This is a genomic window from Amphritea sp., assembly GCF_048266285.1.
Classification (GTDB): Bacteria; Pseudomonadota; Gammaproteobacteria; order Pseudomonadales; family Balneatricaceae; genus Amphritea.
Map to the genome: position 1 here is coordinate 91,639 of NZ_JBLWZV010000002.1, position 25,459 is coordinate 117,097.

General features: G+C 48.4%; 25 protein-coding genes. 16 read left to right on the forward strand and 9 right to left on the reverse strand.

The window, feature by feature from the left end:
- Positions 1–287, forward strand: a 287-nt coding sequence (locus tag ACN0T0_RS03995) for a hypothetical protein (protein ID WP_417223590.1), incomplete at its 5' end; no start/stop codon positions are given.
- A 278-nt stretch (positions 288–565) separates the two neighbouring features.
- On the opposite strand, the gene ACN0T0_RS04000 is transcribed toward ACN0T0_RS03995, so the two are convergent.
- Positions 566–1,750: a MalY/PatB family protein gene (locus ACN0T0_RS04000; RefSeq protein ID WP_417223592.1), complete on the reverse strand. Its 1,185-nt coding sequence runs from the start codon at positions 1,748–1,750 to the stop codon at positions 566–568.
- Between the two features lie 246 nt (positions 1,751–1,996).
- Between ACN0T0_RS04000 and ACN0T0_RS04005 the strand changes: the two genes are divergently transcribed.
- The 4 genes from ACN0T0_RS04005 (at position 1,997) to ACN0T0_RS04020 (ending at position 5,784) form a co-directional block, all read left to right on the forward strand.
- Complete coding sequence (locus ACN0T0_RS04005) at positions 1,997–3,535, forward strand: 2-isopropylmalate synthase (protein WP_417223593.1); 1,539 nt, start codon at positions 1,997–1,999, stop codon at positions 3,533–3,535.
- Between the two features lie 49 nt (positions 3,536–3,584).
- Positions 3,585–4,544, forward strand: a complete 960-nt coding sequence (locus ACN0T0_RS04010; RefSeq protein WP_417223595.1) for a hypothetical protein — start codon at positions 3,585–3,587, stop codon at positions 4,542–4,544.
- On the forward strand, positions 4,537–5,007 hold the full coding sequence (gene rimI, locus ACN0T0_RS04015) for a ribosomal protein S18-alanine N-acetyltransferase (protein WP_417223596.1): 471 nt from the start codon (positions 4,537–4,539) through the stop codon (positions 5,005–5,007). Before ACN0T0_RS04010 ends, rimI begins: the two co-directional genes overlap by 8 nt.
- Positions 5,008–5,115: 108 nt before the next feature.
- A complete protein-coding gene (locus ACN0T0_RS04020; protein WP_417223597.1) occupies positions 5,116–5,784 on the forward strand; it encodes an energy-coupling factor ABC transporter permease in 669 nt (222 codons plus the stop codon).
- 8 nt (positions 5,785–5,792) lie between these two features.
- Here ACN0T0_RS04020 and ACN0T0_RS04025 read toward each other — a convergent pair whose 3' ends face one another.
- Together ACN0T0_RS04025 and ACN0T0_RS04030 are read right to left on the reverse strand one after the other, a co-directional pair.
- Positions 5,793–6,344 carry a response regulator transcription factor gene (locus ACN0T0_RS04025; protein ID WP_417223598.1) on the reverse strand — a complete coding sequence of 184 codons (552 nt, stop codon included), beginning with the start codon at positions 6,342–6,344 and terminating at the stop codon, positions 5,793–5,795.
- Positions 6,334–7,608 carry an ATP-binding protein gene (locus ACN0T0_RS04030; RefSeq protein WP_417223599.1) on the reverse strand — a complete coding sequence of 425 codons (1,275 nt, stop codon included), beginning with the start codon at positions 7,606–7,608 and terminating at the stop codon, positions 6,334–6,336. Before ACN0T0_RS04030 ends, ACN0T0_RS04025 begins: the two co-directional genes overlap by 11 nt.
- 266 nt (positions 7,609–7,874) lie before the next feature.
- Between ACN0T0_RS04030 and ACN0T0_RS04035 the strand changes: the two genes are divergently transcribed.
- The 3 genes from ACN0T0_RS04035 to ACN0T0_RS04045 all read left to right on the forward strand — a co-directional run bounded on the left by ACN0T0_RS04035 (position 7,875) and on the right by ACN0T0_RS04045 (position 11,255).
- Positions 7,875–8,525, forward strand: coding sequence for a hypothetical protein (locus tag ACN0T0_RS04035; protein WP_417223600.1), 651 nt, complete (start codon positions 7,875–7,877; stop codon positions 8,523–8,525).
- Positions 8,526–8,815: 290 nt separating this feature from the next.
- Entirely contained in the window at positions 8,816–10,396 is a 1,581-nt protein-coding gene (locus tag ACN0T0_RS04040; RefSeq protein ID WP_417223601.1) for a peptide chain release factor 3, read from the forward strand.
- Between the two features lie 91 nt (positions 10,397–10,487).
- Positions 10,488–11,255 carry a TatD family hydrolase gene (locus ACN0T0_RS04045; protein ID WP_417223602.1) on the forward strand — a complete coding sequence of 256 codons (768 nt, stop codon included), beginning with the start codon at positions 10,488–10,490 and terminating at the stop codon, positions 11,253–11,255.
- On the opposite strand, the gene ACN0T0_RS04050 is transcribed toward ACN0T0_RS04045, so the two are convergent.
- On the reverse strand, positions 11,228–11,638 hold the full coding sequence (locus ACN0T0_RS04050) for a hypothetical protein (RefSeq protein ID WP_417223603.1): 411 nt from the start codon (positions 11,636–11,638) through the stop codon (positions 11,228–11,230). The two genes, ACN0T0_RS04045 and ACN0T0_RS04050, sit on opposite strands and share 28 nt — an antisense overlap.
- Positions 11,639–11,699: 61 nt before the next feature.
- The gene (locus ACN0T0_RS04055) at positions 11,700–13,607 is read right to left on the reverse strand and encodes a beta-ketoacyl synthase (RefSeq protein WP_417223604.1); all 1,908 of its coding nucleotides are present in this window, start codon (positions 13,605–13,607) and stop codon (positions 11,700–11,702) included.
- Between the two features lie 326 nt (positions 13,608–13,933).
- Here ACN0T0_RS04055 and ACN0T0_RS04060 point away from each other — a divergent pair, with 326 nt between their 5' ends.
- Together ACN0T0_RS04060 and rnk are read left to right on the forward strand one after the other, a co-directional pair.
- Positions 13,934–14,587: an OmpA family protein gene (locus tag ACN0T0_RS04060; protein ID WP_417223606.1), complete on the forward strand. Its 654-nt coding sequence runs from the start codon at positions 13,934–13,936 to the stop codon at positions 14,585–14,587.
- Positions 14,588–15,008: 421 nt separating this feature from the next.
- A complete protein-coding gene (gene rnk, locus ACN0T0_RS04065) occupies positions 15,009–15,422 on the forward strand; it encodes a nucleoside diphosphate kinase regulator (RefSeq protein WP_417223608.1) in 414 nt (137 codons plus the stop codon).
- A gap of 160 nt (positions 15,423–15,582) precedes the next feature.
- Here the strand turns inward: rnk and ACN0T0_RS04070 are convergent, their stop codons facing one another.
- Positions 15,583–16,791, reverse strand: coding sequence for a flagellar assembly protein T N-terminal domain-containing protein (locus ACN0T0_RS04070; RefSeq protein ID WP_417223609.1), 1,209 nt, complete (start codon positions 16,789–16,791; stop codon positions 15,583–15,585).
- A 139-nt stretch (positions 16,792–16,930) separates the two neighbouring features.
- On the opposite strand from ACN0T0_RS04070, the gene ACN0T0_RS04075 reads away from it, so the two are divergent.
- Together ACN0T0_RS04075 and ACN0T0_RS04080 are read left to right on the forward strand one after the other, a co-directional pair.
- On the forward strand, positions 16,931–17,629 hold the full coding sequence (locus ACN0T0_RS04075) for a FlgO family outer membrane protein (RefSeq protein WP_417223611.1): 699 nt from the start codon (positions 16,931–16,933) through the stop codon (positions 17,627–17,629).
- On the forward strand, positions 17,629–18,111 hold the full coding sequence (locus ACN0T0_RS04080; RefSeq protein ID WP_417223612.1) for an LPP20 family lipoprotein: 483 nt from the start codon (positions 17,629–17,631) through the stop codon (positions 18,109–18,111). The genes ACN0T0_RS04075 and ACN0T0_RS04080 overlap by 1 nt, the downstream gene beginning before the upstream one ends.
- A gap of 90 nt (positions 18,112–18,201) precedes the next feature.
- Here the strand turns inward: ACN0T0_RS04080 and ACN0T0_RS04085 are convergent, their stop codons facing one another.
- From ACN0T0_RS04085 to map, 3 genes are all read right to left on the reverse strand, one after another.
- Positions 18,202–18,498 carry a DUF1244 domain-containing protein gene (locus ACN0T0_RS04085; protein WP_417223613.1) on the reverse strand — a complete coding sequence of 99 codons (297 nt, stop codon included), beginning with the start codon at positions 18,496–18,498 and terminating at the stop codon, positions 18,202–18,204.
- Between the two features lie 63 nt (positions 18,499–18,561).
- Positions 18,562–21,243, reverse strand: a complete 2,682-nt coding sequence (locus ACN0T0_RS04090; protein WP_417223615.1) for a [protein-PII] uridylyltransferase — start codon at positions 21,241–21,243, stop codon at positions 18,562–18,564.
- 23 nt (positions 21,244–21,266) lie between these two features.
- A complete protein-coding gene (gene map / locus ACN0T0_RS04095; RefSeq protein ID WP_417223616.1) occupies positions 21,267–22,037 on the reverse strand; it encodes a type I methionyl aminopeptidase in 771 nt (256 codons plus the stop codon).
- 297 nt (positions 22,038–22,334) lie between these two features.
- Here map and rpsB point away from each other — a divergent pair, with 297 nt between their 5' ends.
- From rpsB to frr, 4 genes are all read left to right on the forward strand, one after another.
- On the forward strand, positions 22,335–23,078 hold the full coding sequence (rpsB, locus tag ACN0T0_RS04100; protein ID WP_417223617.1) for a 30S ribosomal protein S2: 744 nt from the start codon (positions 22,335–22,337) through the stop codon (positions 23,076–23,078).
- A 110-nt stretch (positions 23,079–23,188) separates the two neighbouring features.
- Positions 23,189–24,049, forward strand: a complete 861-nt coding sequence (gene tsf / locus ACN0T0_RS04105; RefSeq protein WP_417223618.1) for a translation elongation factor Ts — start codon at positions 23,189–23,191, stop codon at positions 24,047–24,049.
- A gap of 96 nt (positions 24,050–24,145) precedes the next feature.
- On the forward strand, positions 24,146–24,904 hold the full coding sequence (pyrH, locus tag ACN0T0_RS04110) for a UMP kinase (protein WP_215951329.1): 759 nt from the start codon (positions 24,146–24,148) through the stop codon (positions 24,902–24,904).
- Positions 24,894–25,451: a ribosome recycling factor gene (frr, locus tag ACN0T0_RS04115; protein WP_417223619.1), complete on the forward strand. Its 558-nt coding sequence runs from the start codon at positions 24,894–24,896 to the stop codon at positions 25,449–25,451. Before pyrH ends, frr begins: the two co-directional genes overlap by 11 nt.
- The last annotated feature ends 8 nt before the right edge of the window (positions 25,452–25,459 follow it).

The following is a 25,459-nucleotide window of genomic DNA, read 5'->3' on the forward strand; positions in this document are numbered from 1 at the left end:
AACAGGCGATACCGGCTCAACAGGCGATACCGGCTCAACAGGTGATACTGGCTCAACAGGTGATACCGGCTCAACAGGTGATACCGGCTCAACAGGTGATACCGGCCCAACAGATGATACGGGTACATCGAGTGATACAGGAACATCGGATGATGCAGGAACATCAGATGATGCAGGAACATCGGATGATGCAGGAACATCGGATGATGCAGGAGCATCGGATGATGCAGCGACATCGGATGATGCAGGAACATCGGATGATGAAACTGACCCAGTTGTTCCAGTAGATGAGTGTGCTGCAATAGGAAACTTCGGTTCTTGTAAAAACTACAATGATAAAAATACATGTGAATGGATTAGTACAGGGAATGGGAAAGGGAAAGGTTATTGCCAATCCAAGATCTAATCAGTTAATGAATATAACGAGTTTATCGATATAGCCAGCAAGAACACTGGCGGCCTTGGTTGATTAGATAGAAAAGCCTCTGAATTAGAGGCTTTTTGTTGGCATATCAAATTAACAGGGGTTGCTTCTATCAACTCCGCTATTTTAGAACGGTAGTATTCACCCGCTAGGCAAATGGCTCAGCATCGCGCGGCGAATCCGATCAACGGCTTCAATTAACATACTGCGTGGGCAACCGAAGTTGAGTCGCATAAAGCGTTCATCGCCGAAATCCCGTCCCGGCGACATCCCTACCCCTGCTTGCTCGAAGAAGTGAGCAGGGTTTTCTAATTTCGCAGCCGATACATCGATCCAAGCCAGATAGGTGGCCTCCACAGGGTTGAGCCGTAGGCCTGGTATCTGATTGATCTCTTTGGTCAGGTAGTCACGGTTGCCTTTGAGGTAATCCAGTTGTTGCTGATGCCAGTCGCCGCCCTCTTTGTAAGCCGCCATCGTTGCGGTGTAACCCAATAGGTTAACGTCGGGCACGATCCCTTTACGTATCTGTTGGAACTGTTTGCGTAGCTGTGGATCAGGAATAATGGCAAAGGAGCAGCCGAGCCCGGCAATATTAAAGGTTTTGCTGGGGGCCATCAGGGTGATAGTTTTGGCAGCGATCTCTGTATTGAGTGAGCCAAGGGGCGTATGTTTTAGGCTTGGCTCCATAATCAGATCACAGTGAATCTCGTCGGAACAGACGGTAAGCCCATGTTTCAGACAGATATCCGCGAGTCGTTGCAGCTCTTCTTGGCGGTAGACGGTGCCGCCCGGATTATGGGGGTTGCAAAAGAGTAACAGCGAGGAGGTGTCGGTGATGGACTGTTCTAGGGCATCAAAATCGATTAGCCAACGTTGTTGCTGTTCAACCATCGGCACGGTGATTAAGCGGCGATCAGATAAACGCGGTGCCGACATAAAAGGAGGGTAAACCGGCTTAGCGGTGGCGACTTCATCTTGACTCACGCCGACGCTGCGGCAGGCAAGGTTAAGGCCGCACACGAGCCCCGGTAGCCAAACGAGCCACTCTTCGCTAATCGACCATTGGTAAAGCGTTTGCATCCGCTCAATCACTAGCCGGTTAAGCTCGGCCGGCGTGTCGGTGTAACCAAAGATGCCATGATCCACCCGTGCCTGCAGGGCTTCGATCACCGCTGGCGGGGCCATGAAATCGGTATCGGCCACCCACATAGGTAAAATATCGGTATCGCGGTATTTTTCCCATTTTTGACTGGAAGTGGTATGGCGGTCGACGGCTTGATCGAAACGTGTGGCTGAATTCTGGTTGCTAACACCGGGCTTACTCATCGGCTGTATCCCTTTGATTTAGAGGCTGACAGGCATTTATTTGTACGTCATTGAGTTGCAAATAGCCATCAGAAAGTTATATTAGTCACTAATTGATAATATAGTGGATGCGGCCCTGATTTTCCGGCAAATTTTTACCTTTGCAACATTCCGTCCCGCCACCTGTTGATCCCTTTTCCGGCTTAGCCATGCCGCCTGTTTACAGCGCTGCGTATCGCCGTCGTTAATCAGTTTTGGAGTCCGGTCATGACCGATAATAACCGTGTAATTATTTTTGATACAACGTTGCGTGATGGGGAGCAGAGCCCCGGTGCGTCCATGACCCGGGAAGAGAAGCTGCGAATTGCTAAACAGCTGGAAAAGATGCGGGTCGATGTGATTGAAGCGGGTTTTGCGATCGCCTCTCCAGGGGACTTCGCCTCGGTTAAAGCGATTGCCGATACCATTAAAGACAGCACTATCTGTTCTCTATCTCGGGCATTGGATGCCGATATCGATCGAGCAGGTGAGGCGTTAGTGAACGCTAACTCTGGCCGTATTCATACCTTTATCGCTACCTCGCCTATCCATATGAAATATAAATTGCAGATGGATCCCGATAAGGTTGTTGAGCAAGCGGTTTATGCCGTTAAACGCGCGCGTAACCTAATCAGCGACGTGGAGTTCTCTCTGGAAGATGCCAGCCGCTCTGATCTGGATTTCATGTGTCGAATTATCGAGAAGGTCATTGATGCGGGTGCCCGTACGATCAATATCCCTGATACGGTTGGCTATGCGGTGCCAGACGAGTTTGGTCATACCATCACACAGCTGCTTAGCCGTATTCCCAATGCCGATAAAGCGGTTTTTTCGGTGCATTGCCATAATGATTTAGGCTTGGCGGTGGCGAATTCATTGGCGGCGGTGACGGCCGGTGCTCGACAGGTGGAATGTACCATTAACGGCTTGGGTGAGCGGGCGGGTAATGCGTCTCTGGAAGAGATCGTCATGGCGCTGCGTACTCGTCAGGATGTGCTGGGTTTACATACCGGTATTGATACCACCCAGATCGTGCCTGCCTCCCGTCTAGTATCCAGTGTGACGGGTTTCCCAGTACAGCCGAACAAGGCGATTGTCGGGGCGAATGCGTTTGCCCATGAGTCCGGTATCCATCAGGATGGCGTGCTGAAACACCGTGAAACCTATGAGATTATGACCGCGCAAGATGTTGGCTGGAATGCCAATAAGATGGTGATGGGTAAACATTCGGGCCGTAGCGCGTTTCGTTCTCGTTTAGAAGAGTTGGGTACTACGTTTGAATCCGATGCTGAACTGAACACCGCGTTTGCGCGTTTCAAAGATCTGGCCGACAAAAAGCATGAAATCTTCGATGAAGATTTACAGGCGTTGGTTAGTGATACGCGCGCATCTCATTACGAGAAGTTTAAACTGAGCAGCCTATCAGTGAACTCTCAGACCGGCGAAGTGCCATTGGCTAAAGTGACCGTATCGATGAATGATACCGAACAGACCGCCGAGGCGGAGGGGAGTGGTCCAGTAGACGCTGCGTTTAAAGCGATTGAGTTGATTGTGGCATCGGGCGCCTCATTGGAGCTGTATTCGGTTAACGCGATTACCAGTGGCACGGATTCTCAGGGTGAAGTAACCGTACGGTTGGAAAAAGGTGGCCGTATCGTCAATGGCTTGGGGGCCGATACTGATATTATTATCGCGTCAGCTAAGGCGTATATCCATGCGTTAAATATGCTGGAATCCACTGTCGAAAAAGCACATCCACAGGTTTAACCTGCCTTTAACTCAGCTGCTGGGTTAACTCAGCACAAAAGGAAAAAAAATGGAGCAGTCACTGCGCAATCAGTATCTGGAAACGTTGGGTATTGTCAGCTGGCTGCCCTGTCGTCAGTTACCGGGGGCCCGGCCGACACCGGATTGGGTGTGGGAATATTGTTGGCCTGAAGCCGATGATAGTGCAAGTTCGGCGAACAGCGCTCAGGCTGCTCCCATTCTCAATCCCGCCGATCGTGCGCTAGCTGCCAAACAGGCTCGGGCCGAACTGAGTGCGAGTTTTAGTGCTGAAGCCGTTAAGCCTGTCGAGCCGAGCAAGCCTATGACGGCTGTACCTCCGCCTAAAGCGCCGATTGTGGCTACGGTGAAGCCCGAACTGCCAGTCGTAGAGCCAGTAACCGCCGCTAATCGTATGACTGTCTCAGCAGCAGAACCGGCTGTCGATGGGGTAGCCGATGATGTTGTCGCTTCTTCAGTACAGACGCCGCAGCGGCCGTTTAAGCTAGCCTTCATGCTGTATCAGGATTGTTTGGTGATCGATTCTCTACCACCCGTTTCTGCGGCGGCTCGGACGTCGCTCAATAGCGGTCAGGCGGATGCCCATCATCAGATTTTATTAGATAAAATTCTTCGCTCTCTAGGGTTGTCCGGCGGCAGTGCTAGTGAATATCACACCTTACCTTGGCCGATGTTTGCCAGTAAATCTCTCGATCAGGGGGCTGAGCAGGCGCGTCTGACGGTGCAGCATAAGCTTAAAAAAAGCCTGCAAAAAGCCCCGGTGGCAACAGTGCTTTTGTTAGGTGAGGCTGCCGCACAGATGGTGTTGGAGCGGGAAGAACCCTTAGAACAGCTACGGGGTATGTTATTCAGCTTGCGCTCGAGTGTTAAAACCTTGGCTTCGGCGTCTCTTACCGAAATGATGATGTTACCTGGCTGTAAGCGGGATGTATGGAGTGACCTACAGCCATTGTTAACACACCTGCAAACACAGCAGGGCCGTGATGAGTAAGCCGTTAGTGCGAGCGCTCCATGAAACAGATTTGGCGGCGCTGCTTGAATTAGAAACCGTCTGTTTCGACCATCCATGGTCTGAAAAACAGCTCAGTACGTATCTAGTCGGTGAACGTTATCTTTGCTTTGGCCTATGGTCGACAACTCAATTGCACGGTTTTGCATTGTTGTCGACGGTGTTGGATGAGGCAGAGCTACTGCAAATTGGCGTTCATCCCGATTACCGTGGACAGGGCGGGGCGACGGAGTTGCTGAGTTATGTGCATGCTCGGCTCAATGATCGGGGTATTAATCGCTGCCTACTAGAAGTGCGAAGCTCTAATACGCCGGCTTTGGGACTCTATCATCGTTTAGCCTATCAGAAGGACGGTGTCCGTAAGGGCTATTATCCAACCGCCAAGGGTAGTGAAGATGCTATTTTAATGAGCTGTGGCAAGCTTAAGTCTGCTTTAGGTGGTTAAGCACTATCAGCCGACCGGCTTTAACGCTAAGTTAAGATCTAAAATTTTGACTGCTTGGGTGGCAACAGGTAGCCCGGGTTAACGCGACCTCTATTAACGGATTAATCTATGAATTTAACATCAGATCTGATTACCGGCTTTTGGTTTTGGTTTGCTCAGGTAGGATATTTTCTGTTGCTTGGTGCGGCGATCTGGTCGGCACCTTGGTCGACCCTTATTAGTAACCGCCAACTACAGCATCTGTTTCTCGGGACGACGGTTGGTTTGGTCGTGTTATGGCAGTTGCGTGCGGGTATTACACCCGGACTAGGGATTCATTTTCTAGGTGTTACCGTGTTAACGCTGATGTTTGGTTGGAATTTGGCGATTTTGTCTGCCAGTATGGCATTGTTAGGTACTACGTTGATTGGGCAAGAAAGCTGGAATGGTTTTGCCGTTAATGGCCTCTGCACCATTGTGATTCCGGTCTTACTGAGTTATTTCATTCTTCGGCAGGTGGAAGCACGACTGCCGCCAAACTTCTTTGTTTATCTATTTCTTTGTGCATTCTTAGGAGCCGGTGCGGCAACGCTAGCGGGCGGACTGAGTATGGGATTTCTGCTTTGGATTGGTGATATCTACACTGGCGAAAAAATCTATAGTGAATATATCCAGATATTGCCGCTCATTGCGTTCCCCGAGGGCTTGCTCAACGGCATTATTATGACCGGTATGATGGTGTTCTATCCTGATTGGATTCGCACCTTTGACGCGAAAAAATATATCGACGATCAGTAGTTATCTGATCAGTGCTCCTCTCTCACCGGGCGTTTTTGCAGCTTACGTTGTAGGGTGCGCCGGTGCATTCCCAAGGCCCGGGCGGTGGCAGAGATATTGCCCTCATGCTCGGTCAGTACCTTTTGAATATGTTCCCATTCTAAGCGGCCAACCGACATCGGTTTATCGGCTATTTCGACGTCGGGATCAGGGGCGCTGCCTTTGAGTTTAGCTAGAATCTGATCGGTATCCGCGGGTTTTGCTAGATAGTCAGTGGCACCCAGTTTAATGGCCTCAACAGCCGTAGATATACTGGCATAGCCGGTTAGAATTAGAATTCGAATCTCGGGGTTAACGGCCTTTAGCTGGGGAATCAAGGTAATCCCAGAAGCGCCACCCATTTTTAAATCTAAGGTGGCAAGATCGGGTTTGAATGTTGCCAGCATCTCCAGTGCTTGCTCCGCTGAACTAGCAATTGCAGTGTCATAACCTCGGCGCTTAATCGCTCGGCTCAGTACGCGTGAGAAGGTGTCATCATCATCCACGATGAGGAAACGTCGTGTGGCTGCGTTAGTGTCCATGCTGCGGGCTCTCTTTTATCACTGGGAGTTTAACTTCAGTCAGTGTGCCACCCTGAGGGTGATTGAATAGACAAACCTTGCCTCCATAGCTGTCTAGGGCATTAGCGGTTAAGAATAAACCAATCCCCAGTCCTTTGCCCTTAGTGGTGATAAAAGGGCTGCCGAGGGATTCTGCTTGCTCTAACGGAATCCCCGGCCCTTTATCCAGAATAGTAAAGAGTATCTGTTGGGCATCGGATGAAACTTCAATTTGTAGCGGTTCGGCGGAAGCATCGGCGGCATTATTCAACAGATTGATAAACGCTTGTTGTAAAGGGATAGAGCTAATAACGGTCGGCTCACCGGTGAGGTTGATCTTAGGTGGGTTAAATTTGGCAGTGGGGCGCATCAGTTGCCAGCGTTCCATTATTTCGTTGAAAAATTGTGTCGCGGGCAGTGCTCGAGATTCTTTTTGCTCTTGCTGCACCGATTCAGCGAGCTGTTTGAGGTGGCCGGAGCAGTTTTCTACCTGTGCTTGCAGAATATCGATGTCCTCGAGCAGCTCGGCATCATCGCTGTGATCAAGCTTAAGTTCGTGTAAGAGCACCCGCATGGTGGCTAATGGAGTGCCCATCTCATGGGCGGTGCCCGCGGCCATCGTCGCCAATGACAATAGTTGCTGATTACGCAGGTTGGATTCTCTCGCTTGTTTTAGCTTGTGTTCTTGTCGATATAAATTTTCGCGGATATTAACCACAAACCAGGTGATCAAAATGGCCGTCAATATAAAGTTCAACCACATGCCCGCAAGGTGAAGGTTTAATAAGGCTGCGGCTTGATGCTGGTGACCGGTATCTGGCAGGGTGATAGGGATAAAAAAACGCATCAACAGGGTATAGCTTAGGGTTACCAAGAGAGCGGTCAGCCAGGTGTACTGTCTTGGTAAGGACGTCGCGCTGATAATTAGAGGGATTAATAGCAATGCTGAGAACGGATTGCCTACCCCGCCAATTTGATATAACAAGCAAACATAGAAGGCAATATCGGCAATGAGTTGAAAGAAAAACTCAAGTTGTGTCAGCGGTAAAGGAGAGCGTAGCCGCAGCAATGACAGCATATTGAGCAAGGCCATTGCCAGTAGTGCAAAGGCAACCAACCAAAAATTCAGATGGACATGCAGTCCAAAAAATAGGTACAGCAATAGGCCGCTCTGACCAAAAATGGTGATCGTACGAATATAACTCAGCTGCAGTAGCTGGTGGCGGGTATTGCTGGTGTAGTTCATATCGTTAGCTTGGCAGAAAGCCGAATTATAACCAAGAGGTGTAGGTCATGGATGTGGCAGATTGTCGCACTGTTTTCAGTCTTAGAGGGCGAGAACAGCTTTATTTTCTGACCGATTACCGATAGAGCCCCAAGTAAGGGCATGGTTTTGATTATAGTGATAAAATCGTCAACTCGAGTGCAGTCATGGTTCCCTTGGTTGCACTGGACTGCTTTACGGGTTACAAAGTGATCGAATAACTTTTTTGCTATCGAACGGATTTGATGATGGAACGAAACAGGGTCTTTGCACTACTACTGCCGTTGATCTTATTAGGCGCTGCTTCAGCCAGTTATGCTGAAGATTCGGGGGCTCTTCATTGCAGTGAGGGTGAAGTGCCCGCGTATGTGATTACCTACGATCATTATGTGACTCGGTTAATTGATGAGCAGCCGGATAAAATTGGTCATCAGGTTGTCACGGCAACGGCCGATACTCGCTATTATGAAGAGACGGGTGAGATGCTCCCCGCAGATGCCCGGCAGCGTGGTGAAACCACCTATACTCCTTATCAGAAAACACGCTGGGATACTCTTGATGCGGTCTACACCTATGTTTCTGTTGGAAATGTCGCCAGAGTACGAAGCCATCCGTTGTTGGAAAAAAATACCATCCCCTACGATGTACTGTCCCAAAAAGATACTTTGAGGACCGTGGCAGATTTTCCCTGTAATTGGTATGAAGAAGATATTGCCGAAATACAAACAACACAACGTTGTGACGCGGTTTTTTACGGTTGGATAACGCCACTCTATAGCCGAAAAGTAGCCGAGGGACGTGATATCCTGTTTTCTGAAGCCTCTGATATTAGCCAGCGTTGTGTTAATAAAGCGAGTTTGTATGTGCCTAAAGACAAGCCTTGGAAGTTTTCAGACTAAGATGTTAGCTTTCAGTAGAGCTAAATGCACCACACGCCTTGATGCCAAGGAATCTTTAGTCTGCGTTGACTCATCGAGCCTATGTAGATGGCCTGATCAGCTTTTCCAGACTGTTGTATTGCCTCATTGACTCACTCGCGAGTGACGAACGATTATATTCTTAGTAATCTCGACCGGGTTGCTCGCTTTCAGTTGTGGATTTAAGGTAGATCGGCGAAAATAGCGGCCATTCTATTTTTAAGTCGCTGCGGTGTCTTTTGCAGGGCTGTTGCCACAATAACCGGATCTCTATGTCTAGTATCTCTAAGGAAGTCACGACGCGTCGTACTTTCGCTATCATCTCCCACCCGGATGCGGGTAAAACCACGATTACCGAAAAATTGTTGTTATTCGGAAACTTGATTCAGAAGGCTGGTACCGTAAAAGGTAAGAAGTCTGACCGTCATGCCACATCCGACTGGATGAGCATGGAGCAGGAACGGGGTATCTCGGTTACCTCATCGGTGATGCAGTTCCCCCATAATGGTCGTATTGTTAACCTGCTAGACACTCCTGGGCACGAAGATTTCTCGGAAGATACCTACCGCACCCTGACGGCTGTTGACTCGGCGTTGATGGTGGTTGATGGCGCTAAGGGTGTCGAAGATCGCACGATCAAACTGATGGAAGTGTGTCGTTTACGGGATACGCCGATACTTTCCTTTGTCAACAAAATGGACCGGGATATCCGTGATCCTATTGATCTATTGGATGAGATCGAAGAAGTGCTGAAGATTGCGGCGGCGCCAATTACGTGGCCGATTAGCATGGGTAAAGATTTTCGCGGTGTGTATAACTTATACACCGATACTATTCATGTCTTTACCCCCGGTCAGGGCAGTGTTATCCCTGATGATATCCAAGTTAAAGGGTTGGCGACTGATGAAGCGAAGCAGCTGCTGGGCGCTCTGTACGAAGACTTTGTTGATGAGGTCGATCTAGTACGCGGTGCGAGTCATGAATATGATCAGGATGAGTATCTAGCCGGCCGTCAGACGCCGGTTTATTTCGGCACGGCGTTATCGAACTTCGGTGTGCGTGAAATGCTCGACGGTTTTGTCGAGTTAGCACCTTCGCCGATCGCTCGAGAAACCATTACCCGTCCAGTGGCACCGGATGAAGCTGCTTTTTCCGGTTTTGTGTTTAAGATTCAAGCCAATATGGACCCTAAACACCGCGATCGTATTGCCTTTATGCGGGTATGCTCTGGCAGTTATACCCGTGGCATGAAAATGCGCCATGTGCGGATTAAGAAAGATGTCAAGATTGCCGATGCGGTGACCTTTTTGGCGGGCGATCGCTCGAATGTCGAGGAAGCCTGGTCCGGCGATATTATTGGCTTGCATAACCACGGTACGATTCAAATCGGAGATACCTTTACCGAAGGAGAAGACCTTAAATTTACCGGTATTCCTCACTTTGCGCCGGAGATGTTTCGTCGGGTACGGCCGAAAGATCCACTGAAAATGAAGCAGTTGCAGAAAGGCTTGCAGCAGCTATCGGAAGAGGGGGCGGTACAGCTATTCCAGCCGATCAATAAAAATGATCTGATTTTAGGCGCGGTGGGTCAGTTGCAGTTTGAGGTGGTTGTTTATCGCCTTAAAGATGAGTACAAAGTGGAATGTATGTATGAACCGGTCACCATTGCGACAGCTCGTTGGGTTGAGTGTGATGATGAACGTAAACTGGAAGAGTTCCGTCGTAAAGGTGGCGATAACCTAGCCTTGGATGGTGGCGGATTGTTGACCTATCTGGCTCCAACGCGGGTTAATCTGAGTTTAACCGAAGAGCGTTGGCCTGATCTGCAGTTCCGGGCTACCCGAGAGCACTAAGACAAAACGCGCCTTCTGGGCGCGTTGCTATTTTCGCGGCTCGAGTCGTTGACGGTACGTTATCGTCACTATCTACCGTATACTTTCCGTTATGAACCTCATCGATTCTCATTGTCATTTAGATTTTCCTGAACTGTCTGCGGATATTACCGCAGTATTGGCGCGCGCTCATATTGCGGGCGTAGATCGTTTTATTGTGCCTGGTGTGACGGTGGATAACTGGGAAGGCGTGCTGAATCTCTGTGCTGAGCATCCGGGCCTTTATCCGGCCTTAGGGTTACATCCCTGTTTTTTACAGAATGATTCTACAGAGGGTCTTATCAAGTTAGAGGCGATGCTACAGCACTGCCCAGCGATAGTGGCCGTCGGTGAAATAGGTTTAGATCTGTTTATTCCCGCTGCTGATTTGACGGCTCAGTTAGCGGTGCTGGTGCCTCAGCTAAAACTCGCAAAACGGTTTGATAAGCCGGTTTTGTTACATGTACGTAAAGCCCATGACCCATTACTGAAGCAGTTGCGGCAATTAAAGCTATCGCGGGCCGGTTTAGTGCATGCCTTTGCAGGCAGTGAGCAGCAAGCCAGAGAGTACTTGAAGTTGGGTTTTAAGCTGGGGATTGGCGGCGCCGTTACTTACCCTCGTGCCGTAAAATTACGTCGATTGGTAGCTACATTGCCATTAGATAGCTTTGTATTGGAAACTGATAGTCCTGATATGCCGCTGTGTGGTTATCAGGGACAAGTGAATTATCCGGAGCGGGTCGCTATGGTGGCAGAAACGGTTGCGCTGATTAGGCAGCAACCGTTGCAGGAGGTTATTGACGTAACGACGGCTCAGTTGGTGAAAACGTTGTCGTTATAAAGAGAGCTTTTCATATTCTCAAAGGCTTGCCACACCGTATCCGTGTGTTGATTCACAGGCAGACGGTAATAACGTCCGTTAGTGCTCATCTTTTTCACCGGATAAGGGCCTTCTGGATTAAGCATCATGCGTAATAAGCTACTGCGATAGTTGGGGCCAGTGATTTTGGCGTCATAAATATCTTCAATCGGTTTGAGGTGCAGCGCACCACTAGCGATCATGCTGAGTTTATGACAGGTGGGGGTGCTTCCACGACAGTAGGTGTAATGTTTCAAGTCGATGGTGTAATAGCTGGTATCGACCGGTTCAGAGGGCTTAGTGATGCTGTCCATGCAGCCCGTCAGCGCCAAGGTTACAAGTGATGCTGTGATAACTCTGAACATGTAATTTCCTATCAATCTTAGGTTAAATCGCTCAAGGCTGCATGATAAAAGCAGTGCCCGTCTAGCTCATATCTTTAAATGGATTTTCAATATCCAGACTGACCGGTTGGGCATAGCCTGGCAGTTTGATCTCTTGACTATTAATTTCAAGATCGTCACCGGCAAGCACATTGTTATCATATAGATAGATCGGACGGGTTAGGCCTTTGATGCTGTCTTGATCATACTGAGATGCTGTGGCTTGGGTCGCTACGAGTTTATCCTGATAGCGATCGATTGCCGCTTGTCCATGACGTTTCAGGAGCATCTGTCGGGTAATGTGAGGCGCTAAGACCACGGCGCTAGCATTGTTGCCGCCAAATCCTTTGGAGTTAAGAATGACCGAATCCATCCCTTGTGGGCCGACCTCGATATGCTGGTTGCTTAGGTGCAGATTGCTGGCGTGAATGTCGGTTGCGAACTCAGGGGTGGTAAGGATGCCTGGGATATAACCATGTTTCCAGATACCTAGAGACAGGTTTAACTGATCGCCGCCGGCAGTGCCTTGTGAATGCCCGATAAAACATTTTAGGGCGGCAACGGTCCAGTTTTGAATGCCAAAAGCTTTAGCGGTTTCATTGATAACGTGGGATTCAGTCACCCGGTTTTGCGGGGTGCTGGTGCCATGAGCTTGGACAAAGCTGCGTTGCTGGAGTGATTCTTCGCCGAGCATTCTGCCAACTAATGCGGCGGATTTACCTAGCGTAATGTAATTGCCGATGCCGGGAGCGGAGATTGATTTTTTATGACCATCGGCGTTGGCAAAGACTTCAGGCACTGCGCCATAGATATCTGCACCAAGTTCAAGGGCCAAGTCATCACTCATCAATAGAGTGAACTGAGATGATTCTGCAATGGTAAAGCCGCAGTTGTTACCAAAGGGGCGACAGGCTTTACGGTAATCATCGGCACTTAGTGCTGTCAGGTTATCGAGAGCCAGCAGGTCTTTGTCTTCTGCTAGTGCGCCCATAGAGCGAAAGCCTTCGATGACTTCTTGAATGACGGGCGCATCACTGCCACCGACTAACACAACCTTACGGCGTCCAGCGCGAATATCATTGACTGCGTTACGCAAGTTGTAGAGGAAAGTGGCACAGGCGCCCAATGAGCCGCCAGTCACGCCAACACTCCCAAGAATATAGGCATTGATGAAGTCGGCAGGCATTTGGGCGTAACCCAGTGGCATCTGTTTTGACGTGGTGCGTTTGCCGATTGACGGGTATTTTGTTAGCCCGCCAAAGCCTAAATCATCCAACTGACCAATGGAATTGCTAGCATAAACACCGATCTGATCGGGGCGTACACTTGCTGCAATTTTGTCCCATGGAATACCGACCGATTGCAATGCATCAGAGGCACCGAAGATGGTCATCTGTATATTGCGAGGGTGGTTGCGGGATTGATATAGTTTGCCTGGTTGAAAACCGTTGGGCAGTTGTCCGGCTGACTGGACGAGCGCTTCTTTAAAGTCGGGAAAGATTACGTCCAGATCACCCTGAACCGTCACTTCCATCTGGCTGGCTGAGAGGGCTTTGACACTCCAGTTTGCGGGAATGTTTTTGGGCATCTGGCGGGTACGGAGAGTGAAACGGATAGCGCCGTCGGTGTTGAGGGTCGCCGGTTTATTGAAGGTTACGCTGTGAACATCGAAACACTCTTTCTCGATACGGCGAATCAGGGTGCTATTACACACCTGAGGTTGGATAATGGCTATTAGCTCATCAACCGGTGTCGGATTGCCGTTTTGATCGATATAACCGTTGTCTTTGTAACTTGCTAAACCCATTAAGGTTGCAAGATCGAGCAGCGTCTCGTTGCGGTCTGTATCATTGAGCTTGTCGAGCAACAGGCGGCGATAGCCATGGTGAAAGGAACTTCGTCCGGCTGGGCTAATGCCGCCGAACCCCACAATGACTGGTAGTTGAGACAAGTGATAATCCTCGGGACTTAATGATACGACCGAAATACAAAGGTCTTACTTATGTGTTAATACCGATTCTATAAGTTGTTGTAACTTGAAACCAGATCTATATCGGTAAAAATGCACCACTCAGGTGATATTCGGGTTAAAAAACGATAATTTACTAACGATATTGGCTAAAGGGGAACTTAGTTGGCAATATAACGACTAAGATCGACCTAAAACGCCCAGCTTAAAATGGCCGTGTAAAAGGTTATGATATTTAAGAATCTTATCAGTACTCAGGCATATCTGAAACCGGCTGATCTGTTTCACTGATACCCAAAGGAGTGATAATGAAAAAAATTGTAATTTTAGCGGCTGCGATCGGGTTGGCTGGCTGTCAAACATTGGATCCTTATACTCAGCAAGCTAAAACCAGTAATGCAACTGCGGGTGCTGGTATTGGTGCGGTTGCGGGCGCGGTGCTAGGCAATGCGGTAGCCGGCAAAGGTAAACGTACTGAAGGCACTATTGCGGGGGCGTTGATAGGTGGTGCTGTGGGTGGCGGTATTGGTTATTACATGGATCAGCAAGAGATGTTGCTGCGCCAAGAGTTAGAAGGCACCGGTGTTCGAGTAGAACGGATTGGTGATTCAATTCGGCTGATTATGCCCGGTAATGTGACGTTCCCGACCGGTGCTTACAATATCGATCAAGGCTTCTATCCCACGTTGAACTCAGTGATTAAAGTGTTACTCAAATTTGATAACACCATCGTGAATGTTGATGGCTTTACTGATAGCACAGGCTCATTTGAAACCAATCAGACTTTGTCAGAGCGACGTGCAGCCAGTGTGGCTCAATACTTGTCCAGTGGCGGGGTATCGGCATTGCGTTTACAGTCCCGAGGTTATGGCGAGCGCTACCCGGTTGCGAGTAACGATACGGTTGCTGGGCGCGCGATGAATCGACGGGTTGAAGTTAATATCCGTGGGACGCAGAAATAGTAACGTCGTTTTCCGTGTTTGAAACTGCTTAGTTAAAACCGCCTTTTGGCGGTTTTTTTAGGTGTGAGGAGAGTCTATGTTTAGGCTGAATTTTATTGCTTGAATTAAGTTTAAAACAGGCTAATATCAAAAATATATGAATATCAGTCGGCAGCGCTCGCAACGGCTGAAAAAGCGGTTACTTTAACGGTTGTTTTAATAAAAAATCCACAGGTAAAGTTATGGAGTGCTGCAAAATATTCTTTTTCTATCAAATAGATACCTTTCTGTAGTTACTGCTGTATCGGTAGCTAAGCAGCGCGAATATCTAAGTCTTAAACAGAAAATCCGGATTAAATAATTATTGGCTACTTCGTTTAGTTGCGAAGTTCTAGGCCAATTTTTTAGTGCAACGATGTTTATCAATGTATTGAGAACAGTTATGAATGTAAGACCTGAAATAACAATATCTTCTTCTGATGCCGATCGTTTATACGATCTGATGGATTCTTTACCTAAAGGGAGTTTTGCCGGGGCCGCGGAGCTTGAAGCGGAGCTAGCGCGGGCGAATGTGGTCGCTCCTGAACTCATGCCGCCGACTATTGTGACGATGAACTCAAAGGTAAAGTTTGTTATTGAATCAACCCAAGAGGCGTTTGAATTAACCTTGGTGTACCCGAGAGATGTTGATTCGAGTGGTACAACGCTGTCTATTTTAGCCCCGGTGGGTAGTGCGTTACTGGGACTTGCTCAGGGCGATGAAATTGAATGGCCAAAACCTGGTGGCGGTTCTTTTAAGGTAAGCATTGAAGATATTTTATATCAGCCTGAAAGGGCCGGAGAGCTACACCGCTAATCGATGAATAATTGTTAGCCCTGTCATTTAGAGTGTGTGGCTGAGGGTTAAAACCTCTCGGCCATTGATTTTATTTGCTTCTTCTAACAAGAAAACGAAATTGCCCATTTAGCTACGAACAGGCGTTAAAGGCTCCGTTCTGTGATTTTTACCAAGCTAATCACCAAGAAATAACAACATCATCCGGTTGAATATTGTAGATGGTGCCGTCTTGAGCCAGCCGACCGATGGCGAACATCGGTTGGACTTCGGTAATCGTCATGGTTTTACGGGTATTCGTGAGTTGAACATGGCTGCGCATATTGTCAGTAAAGAAATTCGATTTACGATACACCGTCAGTTTGTCCCCTACCTTAATGCCAGATAGGGCGCCGGCATTAAACCAAAGCAGGTTGTTTTCACTGCGGGTGATACGGGCAGAGAAGGGTAAACAGCGTAGTTCATCGTTTAGGTCGTTGGCTACTTGATCAATCAGACTGCGGGTTTGTTTGCCGTAGTCTTGTCGCCAAAATTCAGCGCTAGCAAAGCGAGGGCGTGCTTCGGGCTCTAAGTTCCAACGTCCTGCAGTGGTATATTGCTTACTAAAGAGTAGCGCCCCGGAAAAGCCATCGTGGATATAGAGATCCAGTGCGAGAGTACGGAGGTGGCGCTTGCTGCGATAATCCATACGGTTATAGAAATCGATCAGAATGTTGCGGTTTGGGTCGGTCACTGACGAGTCGTACATGGTCATATCCCGGATAACGCCGGAAACAATGTATTGCACATCGAGTTGTCGGGTATAGCCTAGAACGGTGGTGAGTGCGCCGGCACTAAGTTGTCGAGTCGGGGCGTTGCTGACATTTTGATGGACATTCAACATACCCGCATTGAGTGCTTTTAGATTGCTGGTTTGGTTAATCTGATTGCTAAGAATATGGCTCAGCTCTGTTTGAATGTTGCTCAGATCACCTAAATTGGCCTGTTGTGGATAAAGTAGCGGGAACGCGGTAACAGCGACCGATTTTTGATAACCATGGCCGGAAACTCCGGCAGGGCAGCCTGCCTCAAAATCGACATCGGCTCGCACCTTAACCCAAAGCATCCGGCCCTGTATTTTCTCATCTAATACTTCGATGTTACTGACCATACCGAGAGTGCTGACTTGCATGTTGTCGATGCTCAGTACACCCTGATCGATACTTTGGGTGCTGCTGACAATCGCACTTGCCTGCAAAGATGCCTGTTGAGTGGCGTTTTTGATGGCGGCTTGGCGGGCGGAATCGATATCCTTATTGAAGATTAAGGCACGTCCTTCTGCTTCCATGGTTACGGCATGTAGTGACAGACTGAGAAAGCTAAGCAGTAAAACGGCGGCGATACGTATCATAGGGCTAAACATACTTTTTGGCTGACCGATAATACACTAAGGTATGCAAATTATTGGTTGGTTGCAATACGGCAGGGACTGTTTAAGTGCCTGATTTATGTTAGTTTAAACGGATCTTTAATTCTGAGTGTCGCTGTTGATGAGATATTCTTTACTACTTTGTCCAGTCTTGTTGGCGGGGTGTGCGCTGAATCAGCCGGTTCCTGTGACTGTGCAACATGTTGATCCACAAGCGTTGGAACAGATACGTGAAGCCGATGCGGCAAATCTTGAGGCTCAACAGGCGTTAAGCCAGTATGAGACGGGGTTGGTGAGAGGGGAGTCTTCTGGTGTTGATCCGTTAAGTGAAGCGGTGGCTCAGATGGCGGCGCAGCTGAATGTCGGATTGATGGAAAATCGGGTGAAGCGATTACCGATTGCGATCTTGCCTTTTGTTCAGTTAGGGAGCAAAACATCTGGTACGCCTACCGGTGAACGACTCAGTGAGAACTTCATCTTCCAATTGCAGCAGCATGGCTACAATCTCGTGGATTTTCGAGCAGTCAGTTTAAATACCACCGCAAAAGATCCGTTATCGACGGCGAACCTGTCGAGCATTCGTAATCGTTTTCGTATCCATTTTGTTCTGACCGGCACCTATAGCCAGCATCAAGATGGCATTATTATTAATGCTCGGGTGTTGGACACCACGACGCGACAAATTTTGGCATCTGCGCAAACGAATATTCCCGTGGCTCGATTAGAAGGGGCGCTGCCGGGCTATGACCCCATTAAGGCGATGGACGAGGGGATGATAATCGAAAATGGGACTCGGCAACGGGTCTCGGAGAGTAATTGATGATGTTGACTGCTGGATTTAAGAAGCTGTCTCAGGTTTGTTTGGCAGCGTTGTTGCTAGTGTCTTTGTCTGGTTGCGAAACCTTTGTTGAGTCTACCAAGGATATTGTGTCTGCTTTACCTGATCTGCCGCCACGGGTCGATAATACGCCACTCGAACCAAATTGGGTGCAAGTCACCGGTTATGCTCCGATCAGTTTACAGACTGGCCAAAGTCAGCAGCATAAAGTATTGCAAGCGATGAAAGCGTCAAAATTGGATGCTTATCGTGAATTAACGGCGCTGGTGCATGGTCAGTACTTAGCTGGCACAACTTCCGTTAAGGATATGATTTTACAGAATAATTCGTTTCAGGGGGCGGTCGCTGGGATTATTCATGGCGCGCGGGTGGTAAAAAGTTACCCGGTACAAACCGATGTTTATGCGACGATTCTTGAAGTTGACTTGAGTCAGGTACAGCAGGCTTGGGAAAACAATAATTAACACGAATAATTGAGTGAAATTTAAAAAAACGCAGCTCCTGTGAAGAGGCTGCGTTTTTTTTGATGTCTACGTTTGTATTAATAGACAGCTTTAAGCTGGTTTTTGGCTAGCTTGATAGGCGGCGAGTTGCTCTGGGGTAGCCTTTTGTTGATGTTTGGCTTTCCAGTCGGCATAGGGCATGCCGTAAACCTGTTCACAGGCGGCTTCATAGCTGAGTTCTACACCTTGTTCATCGGCGGCGGCTTTGTACCATTTTGATAAACAGTTGCGGCAAAAGCCCGCGAGAATCATGAGGTCGATATTTTGCACATCTTTGCGATCATCGAGGTGTTGTACTAAGCGGCGAAAGGCGGCCGCTTCGAGTTCGGTCTGTGTTTGTTTGTCCATGGGTATTCCTTAGGTTAGCGACCACGCCCTATCGCTAGGCGAGTAGGGCGTGTGCTTTTACGGCTAGCTGTATTCGTCGAGTTGTTGGCAAATGGCCTGCTGCAGTCGGATGCAGATATCTGGATCGCTGATGGGCTGGCCCTGATTGTCGGTAATAAAGAAGAAATCCTCTACCCGTTCGCCAATGCTGGCAATTTTTGCTTTACGGACTGAAATATCAAAATCAACAAAGATCCCCCCGAGGCGCGCCAGTAGGCCTGGGCGGTCGGGTGAAATGATCTCCAGGGTTGTTAGCTGGGTGGTGGGGTCAGTGCTCATGTTGACCTGAGTCGGGTAGGCGAATAGCTTCATCTGACGCGGAATACGACGTTGAATGATATCTGGATAATCGTCGGGGTCATCGAGCTCTTCCACAAGATGATGGCGAATCTGCTCTAAGAACGCATCGTCATCGGGCAGCGGTTCATTGTCTTCTGTCAGTACGGTATAGGTGTTCAGGGCCTGATTATTATCTGCCACCATGATGCGCGCATCTTGGATGTTGAGCTTGAGCTGATCAAGCGCAGAAGCTGCAGCGGCAAACAGACTAGGCAGATCTGGCATGTAGATAAATATCTCGGTAGCCCCTTCGAACGCCCGGTATGATGTTTTGCGGATCATTACCAGTGGTTGGTCAGAATCGCCGTGTTCGAGCACCGCTTGGGTTTGCCAAGCGATATGTTGGGGTTGCTCGCGCAGAAAGTAATCATCGCCGAGGAGTTTCCAAAACTGTAGGACATCGTCTTCTTCGTAGCCTTTGCGCTGCATGATCGCCAGTGATTCATTCTGAATCTGCTCGACCCGGTCGTCTTTGTTAACCGGGTTCTCTAAGCCGCGACGTAGGGCGCGTTTGGTTTCGGTATAGAGCTGGCGCATTAGAGTGGCCCGCCAGCTATTCCATAAACTATGGTTGGTGGCATTGATATCAGCGACGGTGAGAATATAGAGATAATCCAGATGGACGATATCCCTCACCTGTTTAGCAAAATGAAGAATGACATCGGGGTCTGATATATCTTTGCGTTGCGCCGTCATCGACATCAGCAGGTGGTTACGTACCAACCATTGTACTAAGTGTGTATCCCATTTGCCCAAGTGATGGCGTAGGCAAAAAGCGATAGCATCTTCAGCGCCGAGCTCGGAGTGGTCGCCACCACGGCCTTTGGCAATATCATGGTAGAGTCCAGCAATATAGATCAACTCAAGTTTGGGCAACTGATTGATAATGCGGTAGGCAATGGGGAACTTCTCCCGCTGATTGAGATGGCGGAATTTACGAATTTTTTGAATAACTTTAAGTGTATGAGCGTCAACAGTGTAAATATGAAATAGATCGTGCTGCATCTGGCCGATAATCTTGCCAAACTCTGGCAGATAGAGGCCAAGGATACCGAAGCGGTTCATTCGCTTAAGTTCGGTCGAAACACCCTTATCTTGTCTCAGTAGTTCCATAAACAACGACGTATTACGAATGTCGTTACGAAACTCATCATCAATTCGGTGACGATTGTTTCTGATGAGGCGAATGGTTGAGGCGCGAACGCCTTTGACTTCAGGATGCTGTGCCAGCAGGACAAACATCTCTAGCATAGCAAACGGGTGGTGTTCGAAAACGCTCTCATAAGCTACCCGTATAAAGCCGTTGTGCAGATTGAAGCGATTGTTGAGCGGTTCGATGACCTGCTCTTCTTCGTGACGCAAAATGACTTCATCAAAATACTGTAGCAGCATGCCATTGAATTCAGACATTGCTTTCGCAACGAGATAATACTTATTCATGAACTGTTCAACGGCTAAGGCACCATTTTGATCGGTGTAGCCGAAGAGTTCTGCCAGGCTGCGCTGGTGATCGAACAGTAAGCGATCTTCCCGGCGCTGACAGAGCATATGCATCGCATAACGAACCGTCCAAAGGTAGAGTTCCCCCTTGTTGAGGGTGTCTAGTTCGAGTTCAGTTAGAAATCCATGATCCACTAAGTCGCGAATATAGGTGGCACCAAAGTGACGCTTTGCAACCCAGCCAATGGTCTGCATGTCCCGCAGCCCTCCGGGGGAGTTTTTTAGATTGGGCTCTAGGTTATATTCGGTGTCATTGGTTTTGTCGTGTCGGCTGTTTTGCTCGTTGACCTTCGCGAGGAAAAACTCTTTATCGGTCCAAGCGCCTTCCGAGGTGACTCGCAGATACATCTGGATATGTAAGTCTGCATTGCCCACCAGAGGGCGTGACTCGATTAGATTAGTGGCGATGGTGATATCGTTCTGAGCCTCGTCGTAACACTCATCAACGGTGCGGACGCTGGAGCCAACATCGAGATTGATATCCCATAGGAGGGTAAGAAAGCGGCTGATGCTATCCTGAACTTCAGCATCGGTGATGTTATCCAGCAGGATAAGGATATCAACGTCAGAACGGGGATGAAGTTCACCCCGACCATAGCCGCCAACGGCGATCAAACAAAAATGTTTATTGTCTGGCCAATCAAACAGATTCCACGCCTGTAGCAATATCTGATCAATCAGCCAGGCGCGGCCATAGATTAACTTACGAATGTCTTCGCCCGCCCGAAAGCGGGTGTCCATGGTCTCTTGAGCAGCCTTAAGGGCTTTTTTAAAGACCGGAATCGGTGAGGTGGATTTCGCCAATGCGGCCGAAAAGTCACTGGCTGAAAAGAGCGTCTCGTCAGCGGCAAAAGCGGTGTGCGACATGAATAACTCCGTCAGCGGTAAATTTAGAAAGTTTCGTCTTTACGTTTCGTTAATGCTTCAAAGCCATCGGCGGTTACCAGCAAGGTATGTTCCCATTGAGCGGAAAGACGTTTGTCGAGGGTTTCGACTGTCCAGCCATCACGTTTCAATGTTTTAACATGCCGTTTGCCCGCATTGATCATTGGCTCGATGGTGAAGCACATTCCTTCTTGTAATTCGACGCCAGTACCGGGTGTACCGTAGTGAACCACCTGTGGATCTTCATGGAAACCTATGCCGATACCGTGACCGCAGTATTCACGCACCACCGAGTAATGGTTGGCTTCAGCATGTTTTTGAATCACATGACCAATATCGCCTAGACGGGCGCCCGGTTTTACCAATGCCATACCTTTGTAGAGACATTCGAGAGTGACTTCGCAGAGGCGTTGAGCGTGTGGGGCTACGTTGCCAACATAAAACATTTTGCTGGTATCACCATGATAACCGTCTTTGATAACGGTGATATCGAGGTTGATAATATCACCGTTTTTCAGTGGCTTATCGTTGGGGATGCCGTGGCACACAACGTAGTTAACCGAGGTGCAGATTGATTTAGGAAAGCCATGGTAGTTGAGGGGGGCAGGAATAACGTCCTGTTCATTGACCATGTAGTCGTGACAAATCGTATTGATCTCATTGGTGGTGACGCCTGGTTTAATGAAAGGTTCGATCATTTCCAGAACTTCTGCAGCCAGACGGCCTGCGACACGCATTTTTTCGATCTCTTCCTGCGTTTTGATAGTGATGCTCATATAAACCCTTAAATGTGTAAGCCTTTGGGGCGTGGGATATAGCGATGAAGGCGGTTGTTCGTGGTGCGATTGTAGCGAATTTAGCGGCTAAGAACAAAAGGATGGGATAAATAGATTGTAAATCGCGCTTCAAAAAGTTTGTTTTTTATGGTATAAAGTCGCGCTCGAAATCTGTATCAGAACACACAGGTTTCATAAATCCACACATGTTACCGACACATCTCCTTGGGTGCCGCTTGCGGTTGGGAGTTGGGGTGCATGGACGTCTAACCCTAAACTTTTAGGAAAGTATATATAATGGCAAAAGTTACAATGCGTGACCTGCTTAAAGCAGGTGTTCACTTCGGTCACCAGACCCGTTACTGGAATCCGAAAATGGGTAAATACATTTTCGGTGCTCGTAACAAGATCCATATCATCAACCTGGAGCACACTCTGCCAGCACTGAACGGTGCTCTGGATGTTGTTAAAGGCATGGCTGTAAACAAGAACAAAATTTTGTTCGTGGGTACTAAACGTGCTGCCAGCAAGACCATCAAAGAAGAAGCGTCACGCGCAAACATGCCGTACGTTAATCATCGTTGGTTGGGTGGTATGCTGACCAACTACAAGACTATCCGTCAGTCTATCCGCCGCTTCCGTGATCTTGAATCACAAAGCCAAGATGGTACTTTCGCTCAGCTGACTAAGAAAGAAGCATTGATGCGTCAGCGTGAGATGGAAAAATTGGAACTGTCTATCGGTGGTATCAAGGATATGGGCGGCCTGCCGGACGCACTATTCGTTGTTGACGTTGATCACGAACGTATCGCTATCAACGAAGCAAACAAGCTGGGTATCCCGGTTATTGGTATCGTTGATACTAACAGCAACCCAGATGGCGTTGATTACGTTATTCCAGGTAACGACGATGCGCTGCGCGCTATTCAGATCTATGTTAAAGCTGTTGCTGATGCATGTTCTGAAGGTACTGAAGTTGAAGCTGGCGAGAAAAGCGAATTCGTTGAAGTTGCAAACAACGACGAAGCTGCTGCTGAGTAATCAGACTGTCAAGCGGTTTGGATAGACTATTCAGACACGCGGGAGGGGGAGCTGAGTTGCTCCCCTTTTTTTGAATTTGAATTAATAGATTGTTGATGGGGTAAAACCAAATGGCAAAGTTCTCCGCTAAGCAGGTAAAAGAGCTGCGCGATCGTACCGGTCTCGGCATGATGGAGTGTAAAAAAGCGCTGGCAGCTGCTGATGGCGATGTAGACAAGGCGATTGAAGATCTGCGTAAAGCGTCTGGCATGAAAGCGGCTAAAAAATCAGGTCGTACAGCTGCTGAAGGTATCGTTGTTGCTAAAGTTGCTGATGACAATAGCTATGCTGTTGCTGTTGAAATTAACTCTGAAACTGACTTCGCTGCGCGCGATGAAAACTTCACGACTTTCGCTAACACAGTGCTGGAAAAAGCGTTTGCTGATAAGCAAACTGATGTCGCAGCATTGATGGCGGGTGAGCTGACTGACGTGCGTGATGCGCTGGTTCAGAAAATCGGTGAGAACATCAGTGTTCGTCGCGTTCTGATTGTAGAAGGCGAAACCGTTGCTGCTTATGTTCACGGTACCGGTACTCTAGCTGCGATTGTTGCTTTGACTGGCGGTAATGCTGAGTTGGCAAAAGACGTTGCGATGCATGTTACTGCGGTTAATCCTCAGGTCGTTAGCAAAGACGACATGCCTGCTGATGTTGTGGCTAAAGAGAAAGAAATTATTCTGGCTCAGCCTGATATGGCTAGTAAGCCTGCAGAAATCGCTGAAAAAATGGTTGTTGGTCGTATCAACAAGTTCCTGGCTGAAAACAGCCTAGTAGAACAGCCGTTCGTTAAAAATCCAGATGTGAAAGTGGGTCAGTTGGTTAAAGATGCTGGCGCTTCTGTTGCTTCTTTCACCCGCATCGCTGTGGGTGAAGGTATCGAAGTCGAGCATAAAGACTTTGCTGCTGAAGTTGCTGAGCAACTGAAGGGTTAATCTAACCCTGTGAAGATTGCGTGCCCGTTCTGGGTGCGCAATCTGTTTTTTTCTTGTTACACTGGTGCGAACTCAGTCTGGGTGGAGACGATACCGATGCCTGCCTCAAATAAGCATTCCAAATACAAACGTATACTTCTTAAATTAAGTGGCGAAGCCCTGATGGGCGAAGGCAATTTCGGGATAGACCCCAAAGTGCTGAACCGCATGGCGCTTGAAATCGGCCAATTGGTCGGTATAGGTGTTCAGATAGGCATGGTGATTGGCGGCGGCAACCTTTTTCGTGGTGCTGCTTTGAGTGCCGCGGGTCTTGACCGGGTAACCGGTGACCATATGGGGATGCTGGCGACCGTGATGAATGCCTTAGCGATGCGCGATGCCCTCGAACGATGTAATATAGCAACCCGCGTGATGTCTGCGATACCGATGCGCGGCGTGGTTGATGATTATGATCGCCGTAATGCGGTCCGTTACCTAGCTCAGGGTGACGTTGTTATTTTTTCTGCGGGAACCGGTAACCCGTTTTTCACAACAGATTCTGCCGCCTGTTTACGAGGCATTGAAATCGATGCGGATGTTGTGATTAAAGCCACCAAAGTTGATGGTGTGTATACCGCAGATCCAATGAAAGACCCGTCTGCCAAGCGTTATATGCATCTGACATTTGATGAGGCGCTGGATAAACAGTTGGGTGTTATGGATCTGACTGCAATTTGTTTGGCCCGGGACCATGATATGCCGGTTCGGGTTTTCAATATGAATAAACCAGGTGCGCTTGCCAACCTGATTGTTGGTAGCGACGAAGGAACCGTCATTGATAATAATGCGACGGTAGGAGATATATATGCTGAATGAGATCGCTCAGGATGCCCAAGAACGCATGGGTAAAAGCTTAGAGGCTTTAGCAACAAATCTGAGAAAGATTCGTACGGGTCGTGCACATCCTAGTATTTTGGAAACCGTACATATTAGTTATTACGGTTCTGCTGTGCCATTAAGCCAAGTAGCCAATATCAGTGTTGAGGATGGCCGGACGTTGTCTATCTCCCCATGGGAGTCGAATCTGGTGCCAGATATTGAGAAGGCGATCATGAAGTCTGATCTCGGTTTGAACCCATCTACCGCTGGCGCTGTTATTCGAGTGCCTATGCCTGCGCTGACTGAAGAAACGCGTAAAGGTTATATTCGCCAAGCGCGTCACGAAGCTGAAAATGGTCGGGTATCTATCCGTAATATTCGTCGCGATGCTAATGGCGATATTAAGGATCTTCTGAAGGAGAAGGAAGTGACTGAAGATGATGCCCGTCGTGGTGAGGATCAGATTCAAAAGCTGACGGACAAATTTATCGCTGATGTGGATAAGTTGCTTCAGGATAAAGAAGCGGATTTGATGGAAATTTGATAGGGAAT